A 19,096-nucleotide genomic window follows, 5' to 3' on the forward strand; every position below is an offset into this window, starting at 1 on the left:
GGCGCGCGGCGTTCAAGCGTCCGGGGGCGGCACCGCTCGGGCCGCGTCACCCGTTCGAATCGTGCCGGGTCGCCGAGCCCTCGCGACGGTCCGGCGCGAAGTCGCCGTCCAACTCGTCCCGGGGCTCCGCCAGCCCGTCGCTGCCCGCCGGGCGGATCGGTTTCCCCGGTTGACGCCGGTCGAGCCGCTGCCGGCGCTGGTTCGCCTCGTCCAACTCCTCGGCCAGCCGGGCCAGTTCGGTGCGGACGAAGTCCCGGGTGGCCACCTCGCCCAGCGCGATCCTCAGCGCGGCGATCTCCCGGGCCAGGTACTCGGTGTCCGCCTTCTGCGCGGTGGCCCGCCGCCGGTCCTCCTCCAGGGCGACCCGGTCCCGGTCCGCCTGCCGGTTCTGCGCCAGCAGGATGAGCGGAGCCGCGTAGCTGGCCTGCAGCGACAGCACGAGCGTGAGGAAGGTGAAGGTGTACGGGTCGAACTGGACGCTGGGCGGGGCCAGCGTGTTCCAGCCGAACCAGATCCCGATCACCAACGTCATGTAGACGATGAAGTTCGCGGTGCCCATGCTCCGCGCGATCCCCTCCGACCAGCGGCCGAAGGCCTCCGGGTCGAAGCGGGGCAGCTTCACGCCCCGTGGCTCACGCGGCTGATCGAGCCGGCCCGCCCGCCGCTGCTCAGCCATCGATACCTTCCGGCGTCTCGGTCGGGGCCGTCATCGCGTCCCGGTCCCGCCAGTCCCGCGGGAGCGAGTGGTCGAGCACGTCGTCGACGGTCACCGCGCCGACGAGCCGACTGTTCTGGTCGATGACCGGCATGGCGACCAGGTCGTACGTGGCCATCCGGCGGGTTATCTCGGGCAGCGGGGTGGCCGCCTGCAACGGGTCGATGTCGTTGACCACCACCCCGCCGAGCAGGTCGGCCGGCGGTTCGCGGAGCAGCCGCTGGAAGTGCACCATGCCCAGGTAGCGCCCGGTGGGCGTGGTCATCGGGGCGCGGGCCACGAAGACCTGTGCCGCCACCGCGGGCGAGAGTTGGGGCTCACGGATCCGCGCCAGCGCCTCCGCCACGGTGGCGTCCGGCGGCATGATGACCGGCTCGGAGGTCATCATGCTGCCCGCGGTGCCGGGGCTGTACTTGAGCAGCTGCCGTACCGGGTCGGCCTCGTCGGGCTGCATCAGGTCGAGCAGCACGTCCTGCTCCGGCGGGGGCAGCTCGTTGAGCAGGTCGGCGGCGTCGTCCGGATCCATCTCCTCCAGCACGTCGGCGGCCCGCTCCCGGTCCAGCGCGGCGAGGATCTCCACCTGGTCGTGCTCGGGCAGCTCGCTGAGCACGTCGGCCAGCCGCTCGTCGTCGAGGGCGGCGGCGACCTCGTTGCGCCGCGCGTCGGGCAGGTCCTGCAACACGTTCGCCAGGTCGGCCGGGCGCATGTCCTCCAGCACGGCGAGCAGGTTCGCCGTACCCCGGGCGTCGGCGATGCCGGTCAGCCCGCGTACCCGTTCCCACTCGACCTGGTGCAGGTGACCGCGGCGGGTGAGCCGGCCGGTCTGCTCGCGTACGGCCACCCGGGTGAGGGCCCACTCGCCGCCCCGGCTGCACTCCATCGCCACGTCCACCACCGCGCCGGCCTGGCCACCCGGGTCGAGCTGCACCCGGCGGTCCAGCAGCTCCTGGAGCACCAGCAGCTCGTTCGGTCGCTTCTCGAAGCGACGCAGGTTGAGCGTGCCGGTGCCGAGCACGACGGCTTCCGCGTCGATCGAGGTGATCCGGTTGATGGAGAGGAAGATCCGCCGGCGCATCGGCATCTCGGCGACCAGACCGACGATCTCCGGCCGCTGGGTCAGCCGGAGCCGGGCCACCGCGTCGCGTACCCGCCCGACCAGGTCGCCGTTCGGATCGAAGACGGCGACTCCGGCCAGCCGGGCGAGGTAGATGCGGGTCGGCGATGTCACGGCCACCAGCCTAAGCGCCTAGGGTTTACCAGCATGTCGACCTTGTCCTACGAGATCGTGGACGTCTTCACCGACCGCCCCTTCGCCGGTAACCCGCTCGCCGTGGTGTTCGGTGCCGAAGCCCTGGCCACCGAGCAGATGCAGGCGCTCGCGCTGGAGTTCAACCTCTCCGAGACGGTCTTCGTGCTGCCGCCCACACAGGCCGGCGCCACCTACCGGGCCCGCATCTTCACCCCGACGGACGAGCTGCCGTTCGCCGGCCATCCGAGTGTCGGGGCGGCCGTGGTGGCGGCCCGGCGGGGCGTGTTCGGCGTGGGGCAGGTCGCGCAGGAGTGCACGGCCGGCATCATGCCGATCGACGTCACCGAGACCGGGGCGACGCTCACCGGTGGCGTACCGACCCTCGGCCCCGAGCTGGACCCGGAGCCGCTGCTGGAGATCGCGGGTCTCACCGTGGCCGACCACGCCGGTCCGGCGCCCCGGGTCGCCGGGTGCGGGCTGGAGTTCCCGTACCTGCCGGTCCATCCTGACGCGGTGGCCCGCGCCCGGGTGAACCCGGCGGCGGCGCAGCGGGTCGGTGTGGATCATGTGAGCGTCTTCTCCTGGGACGCGGCGAGCCAAACCGCGCACAGCCGGGTTTTCGTGCCCGGCATGGGTGTTCCGGAGGACCCGGCGACCGGGTCGGCGGCGCTGGGCCTCGGGGTGTGGCTGGTGGCCAGCGGTCTGCTCCCCGGCGACGGCCGCTCCAGCTACACCGTCCGGCAGGGCATCGAGATCAACCGCCCCTCCTCGCTCGCCTGCACGGTCACCGCGGCGAACGGCGCGGCGGTGGGGACCACGGTGGCGGGCCAGGTCGTCCCGGTGGCCCGGGGCGAGATCATGGTGCCGCCGTTCGTCGGCTGAATCGGTACGTAGGCCGATGCCGGCGCGGGTCGGGTGGGAGAGGATGCCACTGTGACGGACGAGGACGGGCGGCGCGGCACGCCCCTGGTCGACGAGGTGATCAAGAAGGCTGCGGTGGCCTGGGTGACCGTCGCCGACGAGCCGGCCCGGGGGCTCTGGTGCGCTCCCCTGGAGGGCGCGCTGCTCGTCGTCAGCGGTCCCGGCGAGCAGGCGGCACCGGGGCTCGCCGAGGCGACCGCGGCGCAGGTCACCATGCGGGGCGACCACGGCGGTCGGGTCGTCACCTGGTCGGCCCGCGTCGACCGGCTGCTGCCGGGCAGCGAGGAGTGGGAGACCGTAGCACCGCTGGTCGCGGCGAAACGGCTGAACGCCTCCGGATCCACCGCCGAGCTGATCCAGCGCTGGGCGGACGAGGGCTGCGCGCTGACGCGGCTCACGCCGGCCGGCGACACCGTCTCCGGGGAGGCGCTGCCCACCGGCTCGCTCGCCGAGCCGCCCCGGGACACCCCCGCCGCCCGAGCCACCCGCAAGCCGTTCCGGCTGCACCGGGTCCGCCGCCGCTGACCGGTCGCCGACCGTCCACCGGGGCGGTCCCACCGGTCGCCGACGGCGACCGGCGGGGCGGTCATCCGGTGGGCTGGCCGGCAGCGGTGGCCGCGTACCGGGCCGTCGGCGACTCCGCCTGGTCGGTCCCGGGGTCGACCATGGTGAGCACCTCGGCGAGCGAGCCGAGCAGCGGGCCGCGCCAGCCGAGATCGGCGTTGAAGACCATGTGCTCGGCGAGGTCCGGCGCGGCCAGCCGGGCCGCGGTCAACCCGGCTCGCTCCGCGCCGGTGAGCTCCTGGCTGCCCCCGTCGCCGACGTAGAGGCACTGGTGCGGGGCGAGCCCGAGCCGGCGGCACGCCGCCAGGTAGAGCTCCGGATCCGGTTTGCAGCGCCCCACCTGCACCGAGAAGATCCGCACGTCGAGCAGCGGGGCGATCGCCAGGTCCGGCAGGAAGGCCGGCAGCTCGTGGGTGCAGTCACTGATCACACCGGTGCGGAGCCCGAGCTGGCGCAGCCTGGCCAGCGTCGGCACCGCGTCGGGCCGGAGCCGGGTGTCCGCGCGTACCGCCAGGTGCCGGGACGCCACCGCCGCGCGCACGGCGCCGTCCGACGGGTGTACGCCGGCCTGCGCGCAGACCCAACGCAGGGTCGCCTCGGCGTTGCCGAGCTGGCCGCTGGCCCGCTGGTAGAACGTCCGGTCCAGTACCGCCGTGAAGGTGTCGGGCGGGCAGCCGAGCAGTCGCGCGGTGCCCTGGTGGCCCACGCCGCGCTGGACGGAACGGGTGAGCGTGCCGAAGAAGTCGAAGAGCACCGCCTGGAACCTGGGCATGAGGGAGCGCCTCCGGGCGTGAGGGGGTCGCCGGCGCGGACCGCGTGATAGTAGCGGAGCGCTGACGGTACGTGGTCGATCGGGTCGTGTGAGGATTGCTCCCCGTGTCCCCAGCTCAACACCGCCCGCCGCGCGACCCGATGACCGTCGGGGCGCTCGCGCTCGCCGTGGTCGCCGTCTCGTCGTCCGCACCCCTCATCGCCTTCGCGGCCGCCCCCGCCCTGGCAGTCGCGTTCTGGCGAAACCTCTTCTCGGTCGCGTTGCTGGGCCCGTTCTCGGCGACCCGGCGCCGCGCGGAGCTGCGTTCGCTCACCGTCGGCGCCGGCCGGCGGGAGGGCCTCTACTGCGTGCTCTCCGGTGTCGCGCTCGCCGCCCACTTCGCGACCTGGATGCCGAGCGCCCAGCTCACCTCGGTCGCCGCGGCGACCGCCCTGGGGGCCACCCAGCCGGTGTGGCAGGGGCTGATCGCCCGTGGCCAGGGGCGGCGGTTGCCGCCGGTGGTGTGGGCGGGCATCGGGGTCGCGGTCTCCGGCGCGGTGCTCGCCACCGGCGCGGACTTCTCCGCCTCCGGCCGGGCGTTCGCCGGTGACCTGCTCGCGGTCGCCGGTGGGCTGTTCGCGGCGATCTACACCGCCTTCGGCGAACGGGCCCGGGTCAGCATCAGCACCACCACGTACACGACCGTCTGCTACGGGGTGTGCTCGTTGATCCTGCTGGTCGTCTGCCTGGTCGGCGGGGTGCCGGTGACCGGGTTCGACGGCCGCACCTGGCTGGCCATCCTCGCCCTGGTGGCCGGTGCCCAGCTGCTGGGGCACTCGATGTTCAACTACGCGCTGCGGCGGGTCTCCGCCACCACGGTGAGTGTGCTGATCCTGCTGGAGGCGCCGGGTGCCGCCCTGCTCGGCTGGGTGTGGCTCGGTCAGCTGCCCCGGACGCTCGCCCTGCCCGGGTTGGCGCTGCTGCTGGCCGGCGTGGTCGTGGTGGTGCTCGGCGGCGCCCGAGCGGCCCGCCGCGCCACCCCCACCCCCATCCCCGCCGCCCTCCCTCCCGACGCCACCCCCCTCACCGCCCCCGCCGACGACCGCCGCTGACGGCGGGGCGGGCGCACTTTCTCCGAAAGAGTCGCCATTCCGCCGCCGGAGCGCCCACTTTCCGTGAAAGTGCGGGAAGGAGAAGCGCGGCGGGGAGCGGGAAGGCGGGGTATGCGGGGGCGGGGGAACGGGGGTGGAGGTGAGGGCGAGGGGGCGCCGGCGACGGTGGTCACGCCCTCGGCCGAGTTTCCACCGCTGGACCGGGCGGAGCTGGGCGCGTTGCGCAGCATCGGTGAGCAATGGCAGGTCCCCTCGGACGGACCTCCGCCCGCCCCGAACCGGCTGCCGCTGGATCCGACGCTCGAACGGACCCGGGCCGAGCCGGCCCCCGGCCGGTTCGGGCGGCTCGCGCCGATCGCCATGTTCCGGGCGGGCGAGCCGGGCGAACTGGTGGCGACCGAGCCGGCGAACGCCCCGTCGACCCGGGCGGGTCAGGCGCTGTTCCGCTGCCGTCGGGCGCTGTTCGGCCCGCCGCTGACCAGCGCGGCGGTCTTCTACGAGCGGATGCGCAAGCTGGTCGCCCTCCCGGTGCTCTCCTCCGACCTGCTCAGCTCGGTGGCGTACGGGCCGGAGGCGATGCTGGCCGTGCTGGTGCTCGCCGGCAGCACGGCGCTCGGTCTGTCGCTGCCGCTCGCCGCCGTACTGGCCGTGCTCATGGTCGCCGTGGGCCTCTCCTACCGGCAGACGGTGGTCGCCTACCCGCACGGCGCAGGCTCGTACGTGGTGGCCCGGGAGAACCTCGGTGTCCGGCCGGGACTGCTCGCCGCGGCCGGTCTGATGGTCGACTACGTGCTGACCGTGGCGGTGTCGGTGGCGGCCGGGGTGCATGCGGTCACCTCGGCGCTGCCCGGGCTGGCCCGGTACACCGTGCCGCTCGGGCTGTTGACGATCGCCGTGCTGCTCGCGGGCAACCTGCGTGGCGTACGCGCCGCCGGGAACCTCTTCGTATGGCCCACGTACGCCTTCGTGTTCGCGCTGCTCGCGGTGCTCCTGGTCGGCTACCTGCGGGCCGGCGCCCGGGGTTTCGAACCGGTCCCGCCGCCGGCGGTGCCGGCCGCCGAGGGGCTGGGGCTGCTGCTGGTGCTGCGCGCCTTCGCGTCGGGTGCGGTGTCGATGACGGGCATCGAGGCGGTGTCGAACGCCGTCCCGGTCTTCCGCCCACCCGAGTGGCGAAACGCCCGCACGACGCTCAGCTGGATGATCGGGATGCTGGTGGCGCTCTTCGTCGGGCTCACCGTGCTGATCCATTTGAACGGGCTGGTGCCGACCCCGGAGAACACCCTGCTGTCCCAGCTCGCCCGGGCGACGTTCCCCACCGGCCCCTGGTACGCGCTGGTGCAGGCGGCCACGGCGCTGATCCTGCTGCTGGCCGCGAACACCGCGTTCAACGGATTTCCCCGGCTGCTCTTCTTCATGGCCCGGGCCGGGCACGCACCCCGCCGGTTTCTGCACATGGGGGACCGGCTGGCGTTCAGCAACGGCCTGGTCGCCCTCGCGGTCACAGCCGGCGCGGTCTTCCTCGCGTTCCGCGGCCGTACCGAGGGGCTCATCCCGCTCTACGCGGTCGGCGTCTTCCTCGCCTTCACCCTGTCCCAGGCCGGCATGGTGGTGCACTGGCGTCGGCGGCGGAGCCGGGGGTGGCGTCGGCGGGCGGCGATCAACCTGCTCGGCGCCGTGCTCTCCGGCGTGGTGCTGGTGACGGCCGCGATCACCAAGTTCACCGAGGGCGCCTTCTTGGTGGTCGTCGCCGTGCCGCTGCTGGTGCTCACCTCGCTCGCCATCCACCGGCACTACCGGCGGCTGCACCGGTCGCTGGCGCTGCACGCGCCGCCGGACGGCCGGCGTCCCGCACCGCCCGCCGCGGTCGCGCCGCTGCCCGGTGCGGCCGAACCGGGTGCGCCGGCCGAGGCACAGGAGCTTCCGCAGCAGGTACAACACCTGGTGGTGGTGCCGGTCGCGCGGCTGAACCGCGCGTCGCTGCGGGCACTGGCGTACGCGGCGTCGCTGCGCCAGCCGACCCTGGCCGTGCACATCGCCCCCGAGGATCCCGAGGCGGACCGCTTCCGGGAGCAGTGGGAGGCGTGGGGTGACCACGTGCGGCTGGAGACGATCGTGTCGCCGTACCGGACGGCGATCGGGCCGCTCGCCCACTACCTGGAGGCGCTGCGCATCTCCCGCCCCGACGTCCTGCTCACCGTCGTCGTGCCCGAGGTGGTGGTGCGGCGGCCGTGGCACCGGCTGCTGCACAGCCGGGCGGAGCATCGCCTGCGCCGTGCCCTGCGCGCCCTGCCCGGCGTGGTGGTGACGAGCCTGCCCGTGCACCTCGCCGAGTAGGCGATCCGGTCAGTACCGGTCCGGCCGGTTGCCGGCCCGGTGGAGCACCTTGAGCACGTCGCGCGCCCACGTCAGGTTCGCGCACCCGTCGTCGCCGCACCGCCGGCACGCACCGTGGGCGTGATGCTCCCGGATGATCCCCTTGGCCAGCAGCGGCAGCCACTGTGCCCGGGACAGCTCCCGCTCGATCATCGGACCTCCGCAAGACGGGCAGGCCCGGCCACCGAACCCCGTTCAGGCAGCCGGACCGCTCACCGGATGTAGCCGCTCCAGCCTCACTTGCAACGTTAGCACTGTCAAGCTTGCAAGTGGCAACGTGTGCAGGTTGCACGTACATACGGTCAGGGCGTGAGACTCGTGGCGCTCTCCGATATCGCCGAAATGCTCGGTGGTGTGTCGCGCACCAGGACCACCGAGATCACGAACCGCGCCAGCTTCCCGGCCCCCGTCGACACGGTGGCGAGCGGCAAGGTGCGCGTCTGGGACCGCGCAGCGGTGGAAGCGTGGATCGCCGAGTACCGCCCGTACCAGGCGCGGGGAACAGGCTCCGACGAGCAGCCCTGAACGCAGAACTACGGCCCGGACCATCAGGTCCGGGCCGTAGCTGACCGGGTGCGCCGCAGCGGAGGCGCACCCGTTCAACCGGGATACCGATCAGGCGTCCGTCGCGCACGCCGTCAGGGGCGCTGGCCCACCTCGTCCACGACGGCGACCTCCAGCACTGCCGACGTGCCGACCGTGCCGAGGAAGGTGTGGCTCGTCTCGTCGAAGACGAGCGCACCGGATCTTCCCTCGTACGACCAGGCGATCCCGATGCCGGGCCGCCCCGCACCGTCTGCGACGTCCGGTACGACCGTGAGTCCGGGGATCCGCGCGGCCGCCTCGAAGAGCGCGGCCCGCACCTGGGGGCGGAGGTACTTCGACGCGAGGAGGTCGTGCACGTCCTTGCCCAGGGCGTTCGAATCACCCGGCTCGCCCCGGTAGTTCGCGTTGAGGTGGTCGAGCATCGCGTCCGGGTCGGTCGGCAGGTCGGGCAGGTAGGCCGGGCTCGGCGTGCACGGCTCGGTCTGCCGTGGATCCATCCGGCCACCCCTCGTCACGGCCGCCCGCCCGTCGCGGCAGCCCGGCAGGGGCATGTTCTCGACGTCGGTGGCGGGCGTCTGCCGGAGCAGCCCGTCGTGCGTACCGTCCACCGACAGCCAGGACTCGTCAGTCGAGTTGCCGGAGCGGGTCTTCGTGTAGATGAACTGGTCGCGTCGGGGCTCGACGTCCGGGAGCCGGAGCGCTGCCGCCGCCGCGCCGTGCAGGACCTGCGCCGCCTCCGCGTGGGCGGCCGGGACCTGACCACCGATCCGGTCGGGGGCGAGCACGAGCACCGCGGCGACCGCTGCCGCGACGCCGGCCGTCGCCCAGCCGGCCAGCAGGAGACGCCGCACCCGTCGGGTACGCCGTACCGGACGCGCCGCGGGTTCGCCGCCGTGCTGCTCCGCGCCCATCCCGGCGAGGAGCCGACCACGGGCTGGCGCGAGATCATCGGTCTTGAGGAGCGGGGCGTTCCCGCTCAACTCCCGGACCATTCGCAGGTCATCCATTGCTGAGCCTCTCCTCGAAAGTCGTGCTGGGGTCGGTTTCGCCCAGCGCCCGGCGGACCTTGCGACGGGCCCGGTTCAGTCGGGAGCGGACGGTGCCGACCGGGATCGTCAGGGCCGCCGCCACCTGCTCGTAGGTCAGCTCCTCCCACGCGATCAGGAGCAGGACATCCCGATCGCCGGGGGAGAGCTCGGCCAACGCCCCGGTCAGCAACCGGCGAAGCGACCGGGCCGTCACGTCGGCGTCGATCCGGTCGGCGGGGAAGTCCTCGCCCCGATCCGCGGCGAGGGCCTGCCGGAGGCGGTACTCGCGCAGCTCGGCCCGCCGGTGTTGACCGACGAGGTTGGTCGCGATCCCGTACAACCACGGCCGGGCGTCGGGTCGCTGAGGGTCGTACTGCCCCCGTTTGCGGAACGCGGTTAGGAACGTCTCCGCCACCAGGTCGTCGGCCGTCTCCCGGCCCAGCCGGCGGGCCAGATACCGATGGATGTGGGAGGCGTGCCGGTCGAAGATGACGGCGAAGCAGTCCGGATCCCGCGCCGACCTCTCGATGACTGTCGAGTCGTCCTCCATGTCGACGACGATCCCGCCTTGCCCTGTCCGATGCATACGCGACCTTTCGTGGGCGCTGAGGGTTCACCCGGTTATCAGCAGAACGGCCACGGAGGGTTCACGACGGATCTTCGATACGGTTCCCTCCACAGCGCGCTCGCCCGGCGTCTGTCCGGGTGAGGAGGGCGAGTTGACGACTGAGGAGCGAGCCCGGGCCGGCTTCGCCGACTTCGTGCGGGCCGAGAACGCCGCGCTGACCAGGTTCGCGTACCTGCTCACCGGCGACCGGCACCACGCCGAGGACCTGGTCCAGACGGCCCTGGCCCGGGTCGCGGTGCACTGGGAACGGGTCGACGACCCGGCCGCGTACGTGCGCCGGACGCTCTGCACCCAGGCGGCGAGCTGGTGGCGATGGCGGCGGGTCCGCCCACCCGAGCAGCTCGGCGGGGCGGTGCCGGAGCGTACGACCGGACCGGTCGAGGACCCGGACCTGCGGCTGACCCTGCGGGCGGCGCTCGGCCGGCTGACCGCCCGGCAACGCGCCGTGCTGGTGCTGCGGTACTACGAGGACCGCTCCGAGTCGGAGACCGCCGTGCTGCTCGGCTGCCGGCTCGGCACGGTCAAGAGCCAGACCCGGCACGCGCTCGCCCGGCTGCGCGTCCTCGCCCCCGAACTCGCCGAACTGGTCGGCCGGGCCCCCGAGGAGGTGTCGCGATGACCACCCGGCTCACCCAGGCGCTGCGTCACCTGGCCGACGAGGTGCCCGCCACCTCCGTACCGGAGGAGCTCTTCGACGCGGCGCGGACCCGGCACCGTCGTCGCCGGACGGTCGTGGCCGCCGTCGTCGTCGTCCTGGTCCTGCTGGCCGGCACCGGGTACGCGCTGCGCCCGGTCGCCCTGCCGGCACCCGCGACCCCCCGGGTGGACGAGCCGGGGCTCCCCACCCGGCTGGTCGTTCCACCGCTGCGCACGGCGTCGGTGCGGGAATCGGCGCCGGGCGCGGCGGCGCTGCTCTTCGGCGGCCCGGCGGTGCGCACCGACTGGTTCGAGAACCGGATGGGGGTGCTGGCCGCCGACGCGGACCGGTACCGGGTGCTGGACGCCGGCACCAACGTGCCCGGGTTCGAGGCGCTGCTCTCCCCGGACGGCCGGTACGCGTGGGAGCGGGGAAGGCTGTACGACCTGACCACCGGCAGCACCGTTCCGGGCGCGCCGATCGGCCAACCGCTCGCCTTCGCGCCGGACGGAACCCGGCTCGTCTACGCCGCCGACGACACGTTCACCCCGCCGAACACCTACGCCACCCCGTACGTCGGGGTCTACGACCGCAGCAGCCGGGCCGAGGTGCTGCGGGTCCGGGTGGGCAGCGCCTGGATCCCGCCGGGGCGCACGGCCGCCCTCTCACCCGACGGCGCTGAGCTGGCCCTCCAGGTCAGGGACGAGGTGTGGCTGACCCGGGTCGCCGACGCGGGTGCCGATCGCAGCGCCGAGCCGTACCGGAGACTGCCGCTGGCCGGCGGCCGGCTCGCCGGGCCCGGGTCGTGGCTGCCGGACGGGCGGTCGCTGGCCGTCCTGGAGCGGTCGACGTGCACCGACTGCCCGATGCCGTCGTACCCGCGCACCTGGCGGCTGGCGACCCGCGCCGTCACCGACGCGGTGGCGCAGCCCGCCGCCGCCTTTCCCGAGCTGCGTTCCCGCTCGTACGTGCAGGTGCTCGGCTGGCGCTCGGCGGACGAGGCGGTGGCGCTGGTGGGCGTACCCGGCCCGGAGGCGGTGGACCGGCCGGAGGAGCACGACATCGCCTGGGGCCCCTACCACGAGCTGGGCACCGAAGCTGTCGAACTGGTGCTGCTCCGCCGGGGTGCGCCCGCCCCCGAGGTGCTGCTGCGCACCCCGGCCGGGATCACCGAGCTGGCGGTCGCCGCCGACCTCGCGGTCGACGGCGACGTACGCCCGTCCGGCCGCCCCGACTACGGCCCGCCGCCGTTCTGGCTCGTCGCGCTCTGGCTGCTCGGCGCGGCGGTGCTGGCCGTTCCACTGCTCGCCCTGCTCCGCCACTGGCGCGGCCGGCGCACCGGGGTACGCCCACGGCGGGCGGTCACACGTCGTGGACCGGGAGCACCCGGGTGACCGGCGCGGAGTCGCCGAGCGCGGTCCGCAGCGCGAGCCGCTCCGGGTCGGCCAGGAAGCTCTCCAGACCCTCCGGCGCGGTGAAACGGATGACGTGCACCTCCTCGCGGCCGTCGTCGGCGCGCAGCCGCCGCTCCAGCCGCCCGCCGTGCCGACCGAGCAGGGCGAGCACCGCGTCCTCGTACCGCTGCCCGGCTTCGACGTCGGAGAGTTCGACCAGCGCGACCAGCCGCACCGTGCCGGCCGGGTCGGCGACCAGCGACTTCCAGAAGTGGTGGTCGACGTGGCCGCCGGGGATGCCGTCCCGGATGCCGGTGTCGGTGTAGCCGTGCAGCCGGTAGAAGTCCGGCGCCTGGAAGGAGAAGGACGACACGGAGATCTCGGTGCAGCCCCGCCGCCGGGCCTCCTCCTCGGCCGCCCGCAGCAGCCGGCCACCCCATCCGTCGCGCCGCCGGTCCGCCCGGACCCACACGGTGTTGACGCCGGCCCGCCCGCCCCAGGTCCAGCCGGTCAGGCCGGCGATCAGCTCGCCGTCGGCGTCGGTGACCCGGACGGAGAGCCCCGCCTCGTCGTCGGCGCCGGTGGCGGCGTTGTTGAAGGCGGTCAGCTCCCGGTCGATGCGCTCGGTCAGCTCGGCGTCCTCGCCGGCAACGTGCAGGATCGGCCCGGTGGTGGTGTCGTTCCCCGTCGTCATGGCGCGGAGTATGGCAGCGATGGGGTGCCCGGGGGAGACCCGTTTACGCCGTCAGCCGTCGAGGCCGACGGCCTTGGCGCTCGCCGCCCAGAGCCGGTCGGCCAGCTGCGGGTCGGCCGCCTTGCGCAGCGGACGACGCAGCCTGCGGTTGTAGTAGTAGGCGCCGTTGCGCAACCGAGCCGGATCGGAGTTGACCAGCCAGAGCAGCGTCTCCGCGCCCTTCTCCGGGCTGCGGAACGGCAGCAGGCGCATGCCGGCGGCGACCAACCGGCTCTCGTTGCCGAACCGGGTGCGCACCACACCCGGGTGGAAGCAGTGCGCGTAGACGTCCGACCAGCGCCGGGCCGCCTCGGCGGTGAAGAGGATGTTCGCCTGCTTGCTGGTGCCGTACGCGGTCAGGGCCCGGTAGCGGCGCAGCGGAAGGTTGAGGTCGCCCGGGTCCAGCGCGCCGCTGCGGTGCGCGCCGGAGGCGGTGACCACCATCCGGCCGATCCGGTCCCGCAGCAGGTTGGTGAGCAGGAACGGCGCCAGATGGTTGGCCTGGATGGAGAGTTCGAAGCCGTCGACCGTGGTGACCGGTTGGAGCACTATCGCTCCGGCGTTGTTCACCAGCACGTCGATCCGGTCGTACGCCGCCCGCAGCTTCTCGGCCAGCCGGCGTACGTCGTCGAGCACCGCGAAGTCGGCGCGGAACAGCTCCGGCGCCAGCCCGGACGCGTCCCGGACCTGACTCCCGGCGGCCTGCAGCCGGGCCGGGTCACGCCCGACCAGTACCACCTGGTCGCCCCGGCGCGCGAGGTCGACCGCGGCCGCCCGACCGATGCCCGAGCTGGCGCCGGTCACCACCACCAGGCGACGCCCAGTGAGATCTTCCACAGCTCCGTTCACCGCGGTCATGGCGTGAGGTTACCGTGGCGTAACTCCCTTTGGGATCGTTAAGTCGCCGGCGTCGCCGGCGGACGCCGCGCTGGAAGGAGCCCCCCATGGCCGCTCTCGGTCGACCCCGCAGGTCCTGCCTCGCGGTGCCGGGTTCCAGCGTCAAGATGCTCGGCAAGGCCCAGGGGCTCCCGGCCGACCAGGTCTTCCTCGACCTGGAGGACGCGGTCGCGCCGCTGGCGAAGCCGGACGCCCGCAAGAACATCGTGGCGGTGCTCAACGAGGGCGACTGGGCCGGCAAGACCCGGGTGGTACGGGTCAACGACCTCACCACCCCGTGGACCTACCGGGACGTCATCGACGTGGTCGAGGGCGCGGGCGCCAACCTGGACTGCGTCATGCTGCCGAAGGTGCAGAACGCGAGCCAGGTGCAGTGGCTGGACCTGACGCTCACCCAGCTGGAGCGGACGCTCGGCCTCGAGGTCGGCCGGATCGGCATCGAGGCGCAGATCGAGAACGCCGCCGGTCTGGTCAACGTGGACGAGATCGCCGCCGCCTCGCCGCGGGTGGAGACGATCATCTTCGGTCCGGCTGACTTCATGGCCTCGATCAACATGAGGTCGCTCACCGTCGGCGCGCTGATCCCGGAGTACCCCGGCGACCCCTACCACTACATCCTGATGCGGATCCTGATGGCCGCCCGGATGCACGACAAGCAGGCCATCGACGGGCCGTTCCTCCAGATCCGGGACGTCGACGGGTTCCGCGAGGTGGCTCGGCGTTCGGCCGCGCTCGGCTTCGACGGCAAGTGGGTCCTGCACCCGGCGCAGATCGAAGCGGCGAACGAGGTCTACTCGCCGGCGCAGGCCGACTACGACCACGCCGAGCTGATCCTCGACGCGTACGAGCACTACACCTCGGAGGCGGGGGGCCGGCTCGGCGCGGTGCTGCTCGGCGACGAGATGATCGACGAGGCGTCCCGGAAGATGGCCCTGGTCATCGCCGCCAAGGGGCGGGCCGCCGGGATGACCCGCACGTCCTCGTTCACCCCGCCCTCGCAGTGAGCGGCGGTCGTGCCGTCCGGGACGCCCCGGACGGCACGATCCACGTCAGCTGCTCTGGTTGGCGGCGATGACGATCGCGATGATGATGACGATGGTGGCGAGCACCGCGATCCCCGTGGAGACCCAGCCCATGATGATGCCGGCGGTCGCCATGCCCTCGCCGCTCTCGCCCCGCTCGCGGATCTGGCGCTTGGCGATGTGACCGAGGATCGCGCCGACGACGCCGATGATTCCGCCGACGCCGTAGCCGCAGAGGCCCATGACTCCGGTGATGCCGACGACCATCGCGGCGACCGCCATCCCGTTGGTGGCGGGCGCGGGCGGATAGCCGTAACCCGGGTAGCCCGGCGGCGGGCCGGGCTGCGCGTACGGGGCGGCGGGCGGCTGCTGCTGGGCGTACGGGTCGTACGGGGCGGCGGCCGGCGGGTGCTGCCCGGCGTACGGGTTGACCGGGGCGTACGGGTCGACCGGACCGGGCTGGGCGGGTACCGGCGGGCCGCTCATCGGCAGTGTCGGATCAGCCGGCGTACCGGGCTGCTGGCCCGCTCCCGCCGGATCGTTCCAACCGGACGGTGGGGGATAGGTCATGCGTTCTCTCCAGTGGCTGCGTGTGCCGCCAGGGTATCCAGCACCGGGCGAACCCGATGACCCTCGGACCCGGGTGCCTCGTTGCTCGGGCCCGCCGGAACGGGCAGGATCCAGGCATGGCAATCGACGCGCGCGCCGCGGACCGCTCCGGCAGTCGACCGAGACGGGACGCCAGCCGTCCGAGCTTCGCGCGACGTAACCGTGCGGCGGCACCGAACACCCCGCCCGATCAGGACGCGCCGGCCGCACTGCCGGAGCCGGTGACGATGCGGCTCGACGGTCGGGTCGCGCTGGTCACCGGGGCGGGCAGCCCGGACGGCATCGGTTACGCGACCGCCCGCCGCCTCACCGACCTGGGGGCTCGGGTGGCCATCGTCTCCACCACCCGCCGGATTCATGAGCGAGCGAGCGAGCTGGGCGTCACCGGGTTCGTCGCCGACCTGACCGACGAGTCCGAGGTTGGTGCGCTGGCCGACGCGGTCGCCGAGCAGCTCGGCGACGTCGAGGTGCTGGTCAACAACGCCGGCCTGGCGAGCCGGGCCAGCCCCGAGGTGCTCCGCCCGGTCGCCCAGCTCAGCTACGACGAGTGGCGTGGTGAGATCGACCGGAACCTGACGACCGCCTTCCTGTGCAGCCGGGCGTTCATCGGTGGGATGTCCGAGCGCGGCTGGGGGCGCATCGTCAACCTGGCCGCCACCGCCGGGCCGGTCAACGCACTGCCCACCGAGGCGGCCTATGCGGCGGCCAAGGCGGGAGTGGTCGGACTGACCCGTGCCCTCGCCATGGAGGCGATCGCGGACGGGGTGACCGTGAACGCGGTGGCACCTGGCACGATCTACACGGCGGCGTCCACCATGGCCGAGATCAAACAGGGCCTCGGTACGCCGGTCGGGCGGCCCGGCAGTCCGGACGAGGTGGCGGCGGCCATCGCCTTCCTCTGCTCGCCGGCCGCGTCGTACATCACCGGGCAGATGCTGGTCGTCGACGGCGGCAACAGTGTGCGGGAGGCCCAGTTCCGCTGAGCGGGGCGTGGGCGGGGCAAGCCCGGGCTTGGAGTCGGCGGATGGTCAGTAGTTGACGCCGTCGTTGCCGGCGAGGATCACCACGGCGAGCCAGCCGCAGCAGGCGAGCAGCCCCAGGGCGGTGAATACGTAGCTGAGGATCAGCCCCCAGGTGGCGAGCTGGTCGCCCTCCTCGCCGCTGGTGCGCAGCTGCCGCTTCCCGAGGTGGCCGAGGACGATGCCGGCCGGTGGGAAGACGAACGCGAAGATCAACGACAGGATCGCCAGCACGTTGGTGCGGACCGGGCCGGCGGGTGGCGGACCGTACTGCCCGTAGGGCGGCTGCGGGGCGTACGACGGCTGCTGTCCCCACTGCGGGCCCGGCGGGTAGCCGCCTGGCTGACCGTACGGCGGCTGGCCCGGTGCGGGTGGGGTGGGCGGCTGGTCGCCGGGCGGCAGGTACGGCGGGCGCTCCGGTGGCGGGCCGAACGGCGAGCCCTCGTCGGCCGGGGGTGCGTAGGGCGAGCGCTCCGGTGGCTGCGCGGAGCCCGGCTGGTCCTGTGGCGGCTCGTAGGGGGAGGGCGGCTGCTCGCCACCGGGTGGGTCGGACGGTGGCGGGTTCGTCACGGTCTCCTCCTCCGTGCCGGCGCAGGGTCATGGCCCTCTTGCCGGACGCTACCGGAGCGGTGAACCTTTTCACAGCGGTTGTGTGGACTGGTCACCTTGGCCCAGCCGTGCGAGGCGACCGATACTGACCGAGCGTTAGGTTACCTACGAGTAATCGTTGATCCCCGGAGGCTGAGATGGCTCGACTCGCCCAGACGCCCGGCCTGACCGATGTGCAGCGATCCATCCTGGAGACCGTCCGCGAGTTCGCCGACAAGGAGATCATCCCGCATGCGCAGCGGCTGGAGCACGCCGACGAGTACCCGACCGACATCCTCGACGGGATGCGGGAGATGGGGCTCTTCGGCCTCACCATCGCCGAGGAGTACGGCGGGCTCGGCGAGTCCCTGCTGACCTACGCCCTCGTCGTCGAGGAGCTCTCCCGAGGCTGGATGTCGATCTCCGGCATCGTCAACACCCACTTCATCGTGGCGTACCTGATCTCCCAGCACGGCTCCGCCGAGCAGCGCAGCCGCCTGCTGCCCCGGATGGCCACCGGTGAGGTCCGCGGCGCCTTCTCCATGTCAGAACCGGAGTGCGGCTCTGACGTCGCCGCGATCAAGTCCAAGGCGGTCCGCGACGGCGACCGGTTCGTGCTCAACGGTCAGAAGATGTGGCTCACCAACGGGGCGTACTCGTCGGTGGTGGCCACCCTCGTGAAGACCGACACCGGCGCAGACTCGGTCTACGGCAACATGAGCACCTTCCTGCTGGAGAAGGAGCCCGGCTTCGGCGAGACCGCACCCGGCCTCACCATCCCCGGCCGGATCGAGAAGATGGGCTACAAGGGCGTCGAGACCACGGAGATGGTGCTCGACGGGGTTCGGGTGCCCGCCTCGGCCGTGCTCGGCGGCGAGGAGCAGGTCGGCCGCGGCTTCTACCAGATGATGGACGGCATCGAGGTCGGGCGGGTGAACGTGGCCGCCCGCGCCTGCGGCATCTCCATCCGGGCCTTCGAGCTGGCCGTCGCCTACGCCCAGCAGCGCCGCACCTTCGGTCAGCCCCTCGCCAAGCACCAGGCCGTCGCGTTCAAACTCGCCGAGATGGGTACGAAGATCGAGGCCGCGCACGCCCTCATGGTCAACGCCGCCCGGCTCAAGGACGCCGGCCAGCGCAACGACGTCGAGGCCGGCATGGCCAAGCTGCTCGCCTCCGAGTACTGCGCCGAGGTGGTGCAGGAGGCCTTCCGCATCCACGGCGGCTACGGCTACTCGAAGGAGTACGAGATCGAGCGGCTGATGCGGGAGGCGCCGTTCCTGCTGATCGGCGAGGGCACCTCGGAGATCCAGAAGACGATCATCTCCCGCGGCCTGCTCAAGGAGTACAAGCTCTGACCGTTCCGGCCCGGTCAGGCGCCGGGCGCGTGCGTGGTTCCGGCCCGGGTCAGGCGCCGACGCCGGGCGCGTGTGCGGCGAGCTGCCGGCGGGCGTGGCTGATCAGGGCGGCGGGGTCGTCGGCGTAGAGGCGGATCTCCCGCACCGGCTCGCTCGGCCCCTTCGGCAGCCGTACGGAGATCGGCTCGCGCAGCACCAGGTCGACGCTGGTCTGCTTGGCGGCGGCGACGCTCAGGATCGCTCCCGACTCGTCCCGCTCGACCTGGACGGCTCGGCTGGAGGGCAGTGAGCGGTAGCGGGCGCCGGCCGTGGCGATCGCCGTCCACGGCACCAGGAAGTCGACGGAGAAGCCGTTGCGCACGCGCAGCCCGGCCGCCTCGGCGACGTGCGGGTGCATCCGCAGGCTGGCCAGGAGCCCGATCATCCACAGCAGGCCCCAGATGCCGAGCACCAGCACGATCTTCCGCGCCGACGGCAGAGTGTGGGCGAGGATCACGTCGAAGATCGGGATCTCGACCGCCGAGAGGACGATGAAGGCGATCAGGATCGGCTTCACCACGCCGACGTAGCTGAAAACCTCCGCCCCGGGCTCCCGGGTCGGCGGCCGGCGCCGCAGCCAGCGGTAGAGGCTGCGCCACATCCCGATCTCGTACACGATCGCGGCTCGCAGCAACGCGATCGGATTCCGCTCCCGCACCGGGTAGCTCCGCCCCTGTGGTTACATTGCAACTGCAATGTAACCACCTCAGACCCGCGGACGCAATGCGGCTGTATCGCATCCCTCGGCTGCAGCCCCGTTGATCATGAGGTTGGCGGGCGAAATGGAGAGGCGGCGTCAAGGGGTGAGTGCAATCGTTAGGGCGCGATGAGTTGCGCGAGTCGCTGGGCTGGTGTGTTCCAGCCCAGTGTCTCGCGGGGGCGGGTGTTGAGTTCGTGGGCGACTTCGTCGAGGCCG

General features: G+C 73.0%; 21 protein-coding genes. 10 read left to right on the top strand and 11 right to left on the bottom strand.

What is annotated here, in order from left to right; genetic code table 11:
* Positions 1–46: 46 nt before the first annotated feature.
* Together D7044_RS16420 and D7044_RS16425 are read right to left on the bottom strand one after the other, a co-directional pair.
* Positions 47–676, bottom strand: a complete 630-nt coding sequence (locus tag D7044_RS16420) for a DUF1003 domain-containing protein (protein WP_120673505.1) — start codon at positions 674–676, stop codon at positions 47–49.
* Positions 669–1,943, bottom strand: coding sequence for a magnesium transporter MgtE N-terminal domain-containing protein (locus D7044_RS16425; RefSeq protein ID WP_120673948.1), 1,275 nt, complete (start codon positions 1,941–1,943; stop codon positions 669–671). The genes D7044_RS16420 and D7044_RS16425 overlap by 8 nt, the downstream gene beginning before the upstream one ends.
* A 33-nt stretch (positions 1,944–1,976) precedes the next feature.
* On the opposite strand from D7044_RS16425, the gene D7044_RS16430 reads away from it, so the two are divergent.
* Both D7044_RS16430 and D7044_RS16435 read left to right on the top strand, forming a co-directional pair.
* Complete coding sequence (locus D7044_RS16430) at positions 1,977–2,846, top strand: PhzF family phenazine biosynthesis protein (RefSeq protein WP_120673504.1); 870 nt, start codon at positions 1,977–1,979, stop codon at positions 2,844–2,846.
* Between the two features lie 51 nt (positions 2,847–2,897).
* Positions 2,898–3,410, top strand: coding sequence for a hypothetical protein (locus tag D7044_RS16435; RefSeq protein WP_120673503.1), 513 nt, complete (start codon positions 2,898–2,900; stop codon positions 3,408–3,410).
* A 61-nt stretch (positions 3,411–3,471) separates the two neighbouring features.
* On the opposite strand, the gene D7044_RS16440 is transcribed toward D7044_RS16435, so the two are convergent.
* Positions 3,472–4,221: an HAD family hydrolase gene (locus D7044_RS16440; protein WP_120689437.1), complete on the bottom strand. Its 750-nt coding sequence runs from the start codon at positions 4,219–4,221 to the stop codon at positions 3,472–3,474.
* Positions 4,222–4,361: 140 nt separating this feature from the next.
* Here D7044_RS16440 and D7044_RS16445 point away from each other — a divergent pair, with 140 nt between their 5' ends.
* A complete protein-coding gene (locus D7044_RS16445) occupies positions 4,362–5,312 on the top strand; it encodes a DMT family transporter (protein ID WP_120689438.1) in 951 nt (316 codons plus the stop codon).
* 165 nt (positions 5,313–5,477) lie between these two features.
* Positions 5,478–7,646, top strand: a complete 2,169-nt coding sequence (locus tag D7044_RS16450; protein WP_233565003.1) for an APC family permease — start codon at positions 5,478–5,480, stop codon at positions 7,644–7,646.
* A gap of 9 nt (positions 7,647–7,655) precedes the next feature.
* Here D7044_RS16450 and D7044_RS16455 read toward each other — a convergent pair whose 3' ends face one another.
* Complete coding sequence (locus D7044_RS16455) at positions 7,656–7,838, bottom strand: hypothetical protein (protein WP_120689440.1); 183 nt, start codon at positions 7,836–7,838, stop codon at positions 7,656–7,658.
* Positions 7,839–7,994: 156 nt separating this feature from the next.
* Here D7044_RS16455 and D7044_RS16460 point away from each other — a divergent pair, with 156 nt between their 5' ends.
* Positions 7,995–8,210, top strand: coding sequence for a hypothetical protein (locus tag D7044_RS16460; protein WP_120673498.1), 216 nt, complete (start codon positions 7,995–7,997; stop codon positions 8,208–8,210).
* 113 nt (positions 8,211–8,323) lie between these two features.
* Here the strand turns inward: D7044_RS16460 and D7044_RS16465 are convergent, their stop codons facing one another.
* Positions 8,324–9,238 (bottom strand): CU044_5270 family protein, encoded by a 915-nt coding sequence (locus D7044_RS16465; RefSeq protein WP_147434678.1) that lies wholly within the window; start codon positions 9,236–9,238, stop codon positions 8,324–8,326.
* The gene (locus D7044_RS16470) at positions 9,231–9,809 is read right to left on the bottom strand and encodes an RNA polymerase sigma factor (RefSeq protein WP_233562873.1); all 579 of its coding nucleotides are present in this window, start codon (positions 9,807–9,809) and stop codon (positions 9,231–9,233) included. The genes D7044_RS16465 and D7044_RS16470 overlap by 8 nt, the downstream gene beginning before the upstream one ends.
* A gap of 169 nt (positions 9,810–9,978) precedes the next feature.
* Here D7044_RS16470 and D7044_RS16475 point away from each other — a divergent pair, with 169 nt between their 5' ends.
* Together D7044_RS16475 and D7044_RS16480 are read left to right on the top strand one after the other, a co-directional pair.
* Entirely contained in the window at positions 9,979–10,506 is a 528-nt protein-coding gene (locus D7044_RS16475; RefSeq protein ID WP_233562872.1) for a SigE family RNA polymerase sigma factor, read from the top strand.
* Positions 10,503–11,918: a hypothetical protein gene (locus D7044_RS16480; protein WP_120689442.1), complete on the top strand. Its 1,416-nt coding sequence runs from the start codon at positions 10,503–10,505 to the stop codon at positions 11,916–11,918. The genes D7044_RS16475 and D7044_RS16480 overlap by 4 nt, the downstream gene beginning before the upstream one ends.
* On the opposite strand, the gene D7044_RS16485 is transcribed toward D7044_RS16480, so the two are convergent.
* Together D7044_RS16485 and D7044_RS16490 are read right to left on the bottom strand one after the other, a co-directional pair.
* A complete protein-coding gene (locus tag D7044_RS16485) occupies positions 11,887–12,612 on the bottom strand; it encodes a GNAT family N-acetyltransferase (protein ID WP_120689443.1) in 726 nt (241 codons plus the stop codon). The genes D7044_RS16480 and D7044_RS16485 overlap by 32 nt on opposite strands.
* A gap of 51 nt (positions 12,613–12,663) precedes the next feature.
* Positions 12,664–13,488 carry an SDR family NAD(P)-dependent oxidoreductase gene (locus D7044_RS16490; protein ID WP_120689466.1) on the bottom strand — a complete coding sequence of 275 codons (825 nt, stop codon included), beginning with the start codon at positions 13,486–13,488 and terminating at the stop codon, positions 12,664–12,666.
* A gap of 107 nt (positions 13,489–13,595) precedes the next feature.
* On the opposite strand from D7044_RS16490, the gene D7044_RS16495 reads away from it, so the two are divergent.
* A complete protein-coding gene (locus D7044_RS16495; protein ID WP_120689444.1) occupies positions 13,596–14,552 on the top strand; it encodes an HpcH/HpaI aldolase/citrate lyase family protein in 957 nt (318 codons plus the stop codon).
* A gap of 45 nt (positions 14,553–14,597) precedes the next feature.
* Here the strand turns inward: D7044_RS16495 and D7044_RS16500 are convergent, their stop codons facing one another.
* The gene (locus D7044_RS16500; RefSeq protein WP_120673492.1) at positions 14,598–15,140 is read right to left on the bottom strand and encodes a DUF4190 domain-containing protein; all 543 of its coding nucleotides are present in this window, start codon (positions 15,138–15,140) and stop codon (positions 14,598–14,600) included.
* Between the two features lie 116 nt (positions 15,141–15,256).
* Here D7044_RS16500 and D7044_RS16505 point away from each other — a divergent pair, with 116 nt between their 5' ends.
* Complete coding sequence (locus D7044_RS16505; protein ID WP_120689445.1) at positions 15,257–16,162, top strand: SDR family NAD(P)-dependent oxidoreductase; 906 nt, start codon at positions 15,257–15,259, stop codon at positions 16,160–16,162.
* A gap of 45 nt (positions 16,163–16,207) precedes the next feature.
* Here the strand turns inward: D7044_RS16505 and D7044_RS16510 are convergent, their stop codons facing one another.
* Positions 16,208–16,768 (bottom strand): DUF4190 domain-containing protein, encoded by a 561-nt coding sequence (locus D7044_RS16510; RefSeq protein WP_120673490.1) that lies wholly within the window; start codon positions 16,766–16,768, stop codon positions 16,208–16,210.
* 176 nt (positions 16,769–16,944) lie between these two features.
* Here D7044_RS16510 and D7044_RS16515 point away from each other — a divergent pair, with 176 nt between their 5' ends.
* Positions 16,945–18,141: an acyl-CoA dehydrogenase family protein gene (locus D7044_RS16515; RefSeq protein WP_120689446.1), complete on the top strand. Its 1,197-nt coding sequence runs from the start codon at positions 16,945–16,947 to the stop codon at positions 18,139–18,141.
* Between the two features lie 49 nt (positions 18,142–18,190).
* Here the strand turns inward: D7044_RS16515 and D7044_RS16520 are convergent, their stop codons facing one another.
* On the bottom strand, positions 18,191–18,838 hold the full coding sequence (locus tag D7044_RS16520; RefSeq protein WP_233565004.1) for a hypothetical protein: 648 nt from the start codon (positions 18,836–18,838) through the stop codon (positions 18,191–18,193).
* Positions 18,839–19,096: the final 258 nt, after the last annotated feature.

The sequence above is a fragment of the Micromonospora musae genome, from assembly GCF_003626635.1.
GTDB classification, from domain to species: domain Bacteria; phylum Actinomycetota; class Actinomycetes; order Mycobacteriales; family Micromonosporaceae; genus Micromonospora; species Micromonospora musae.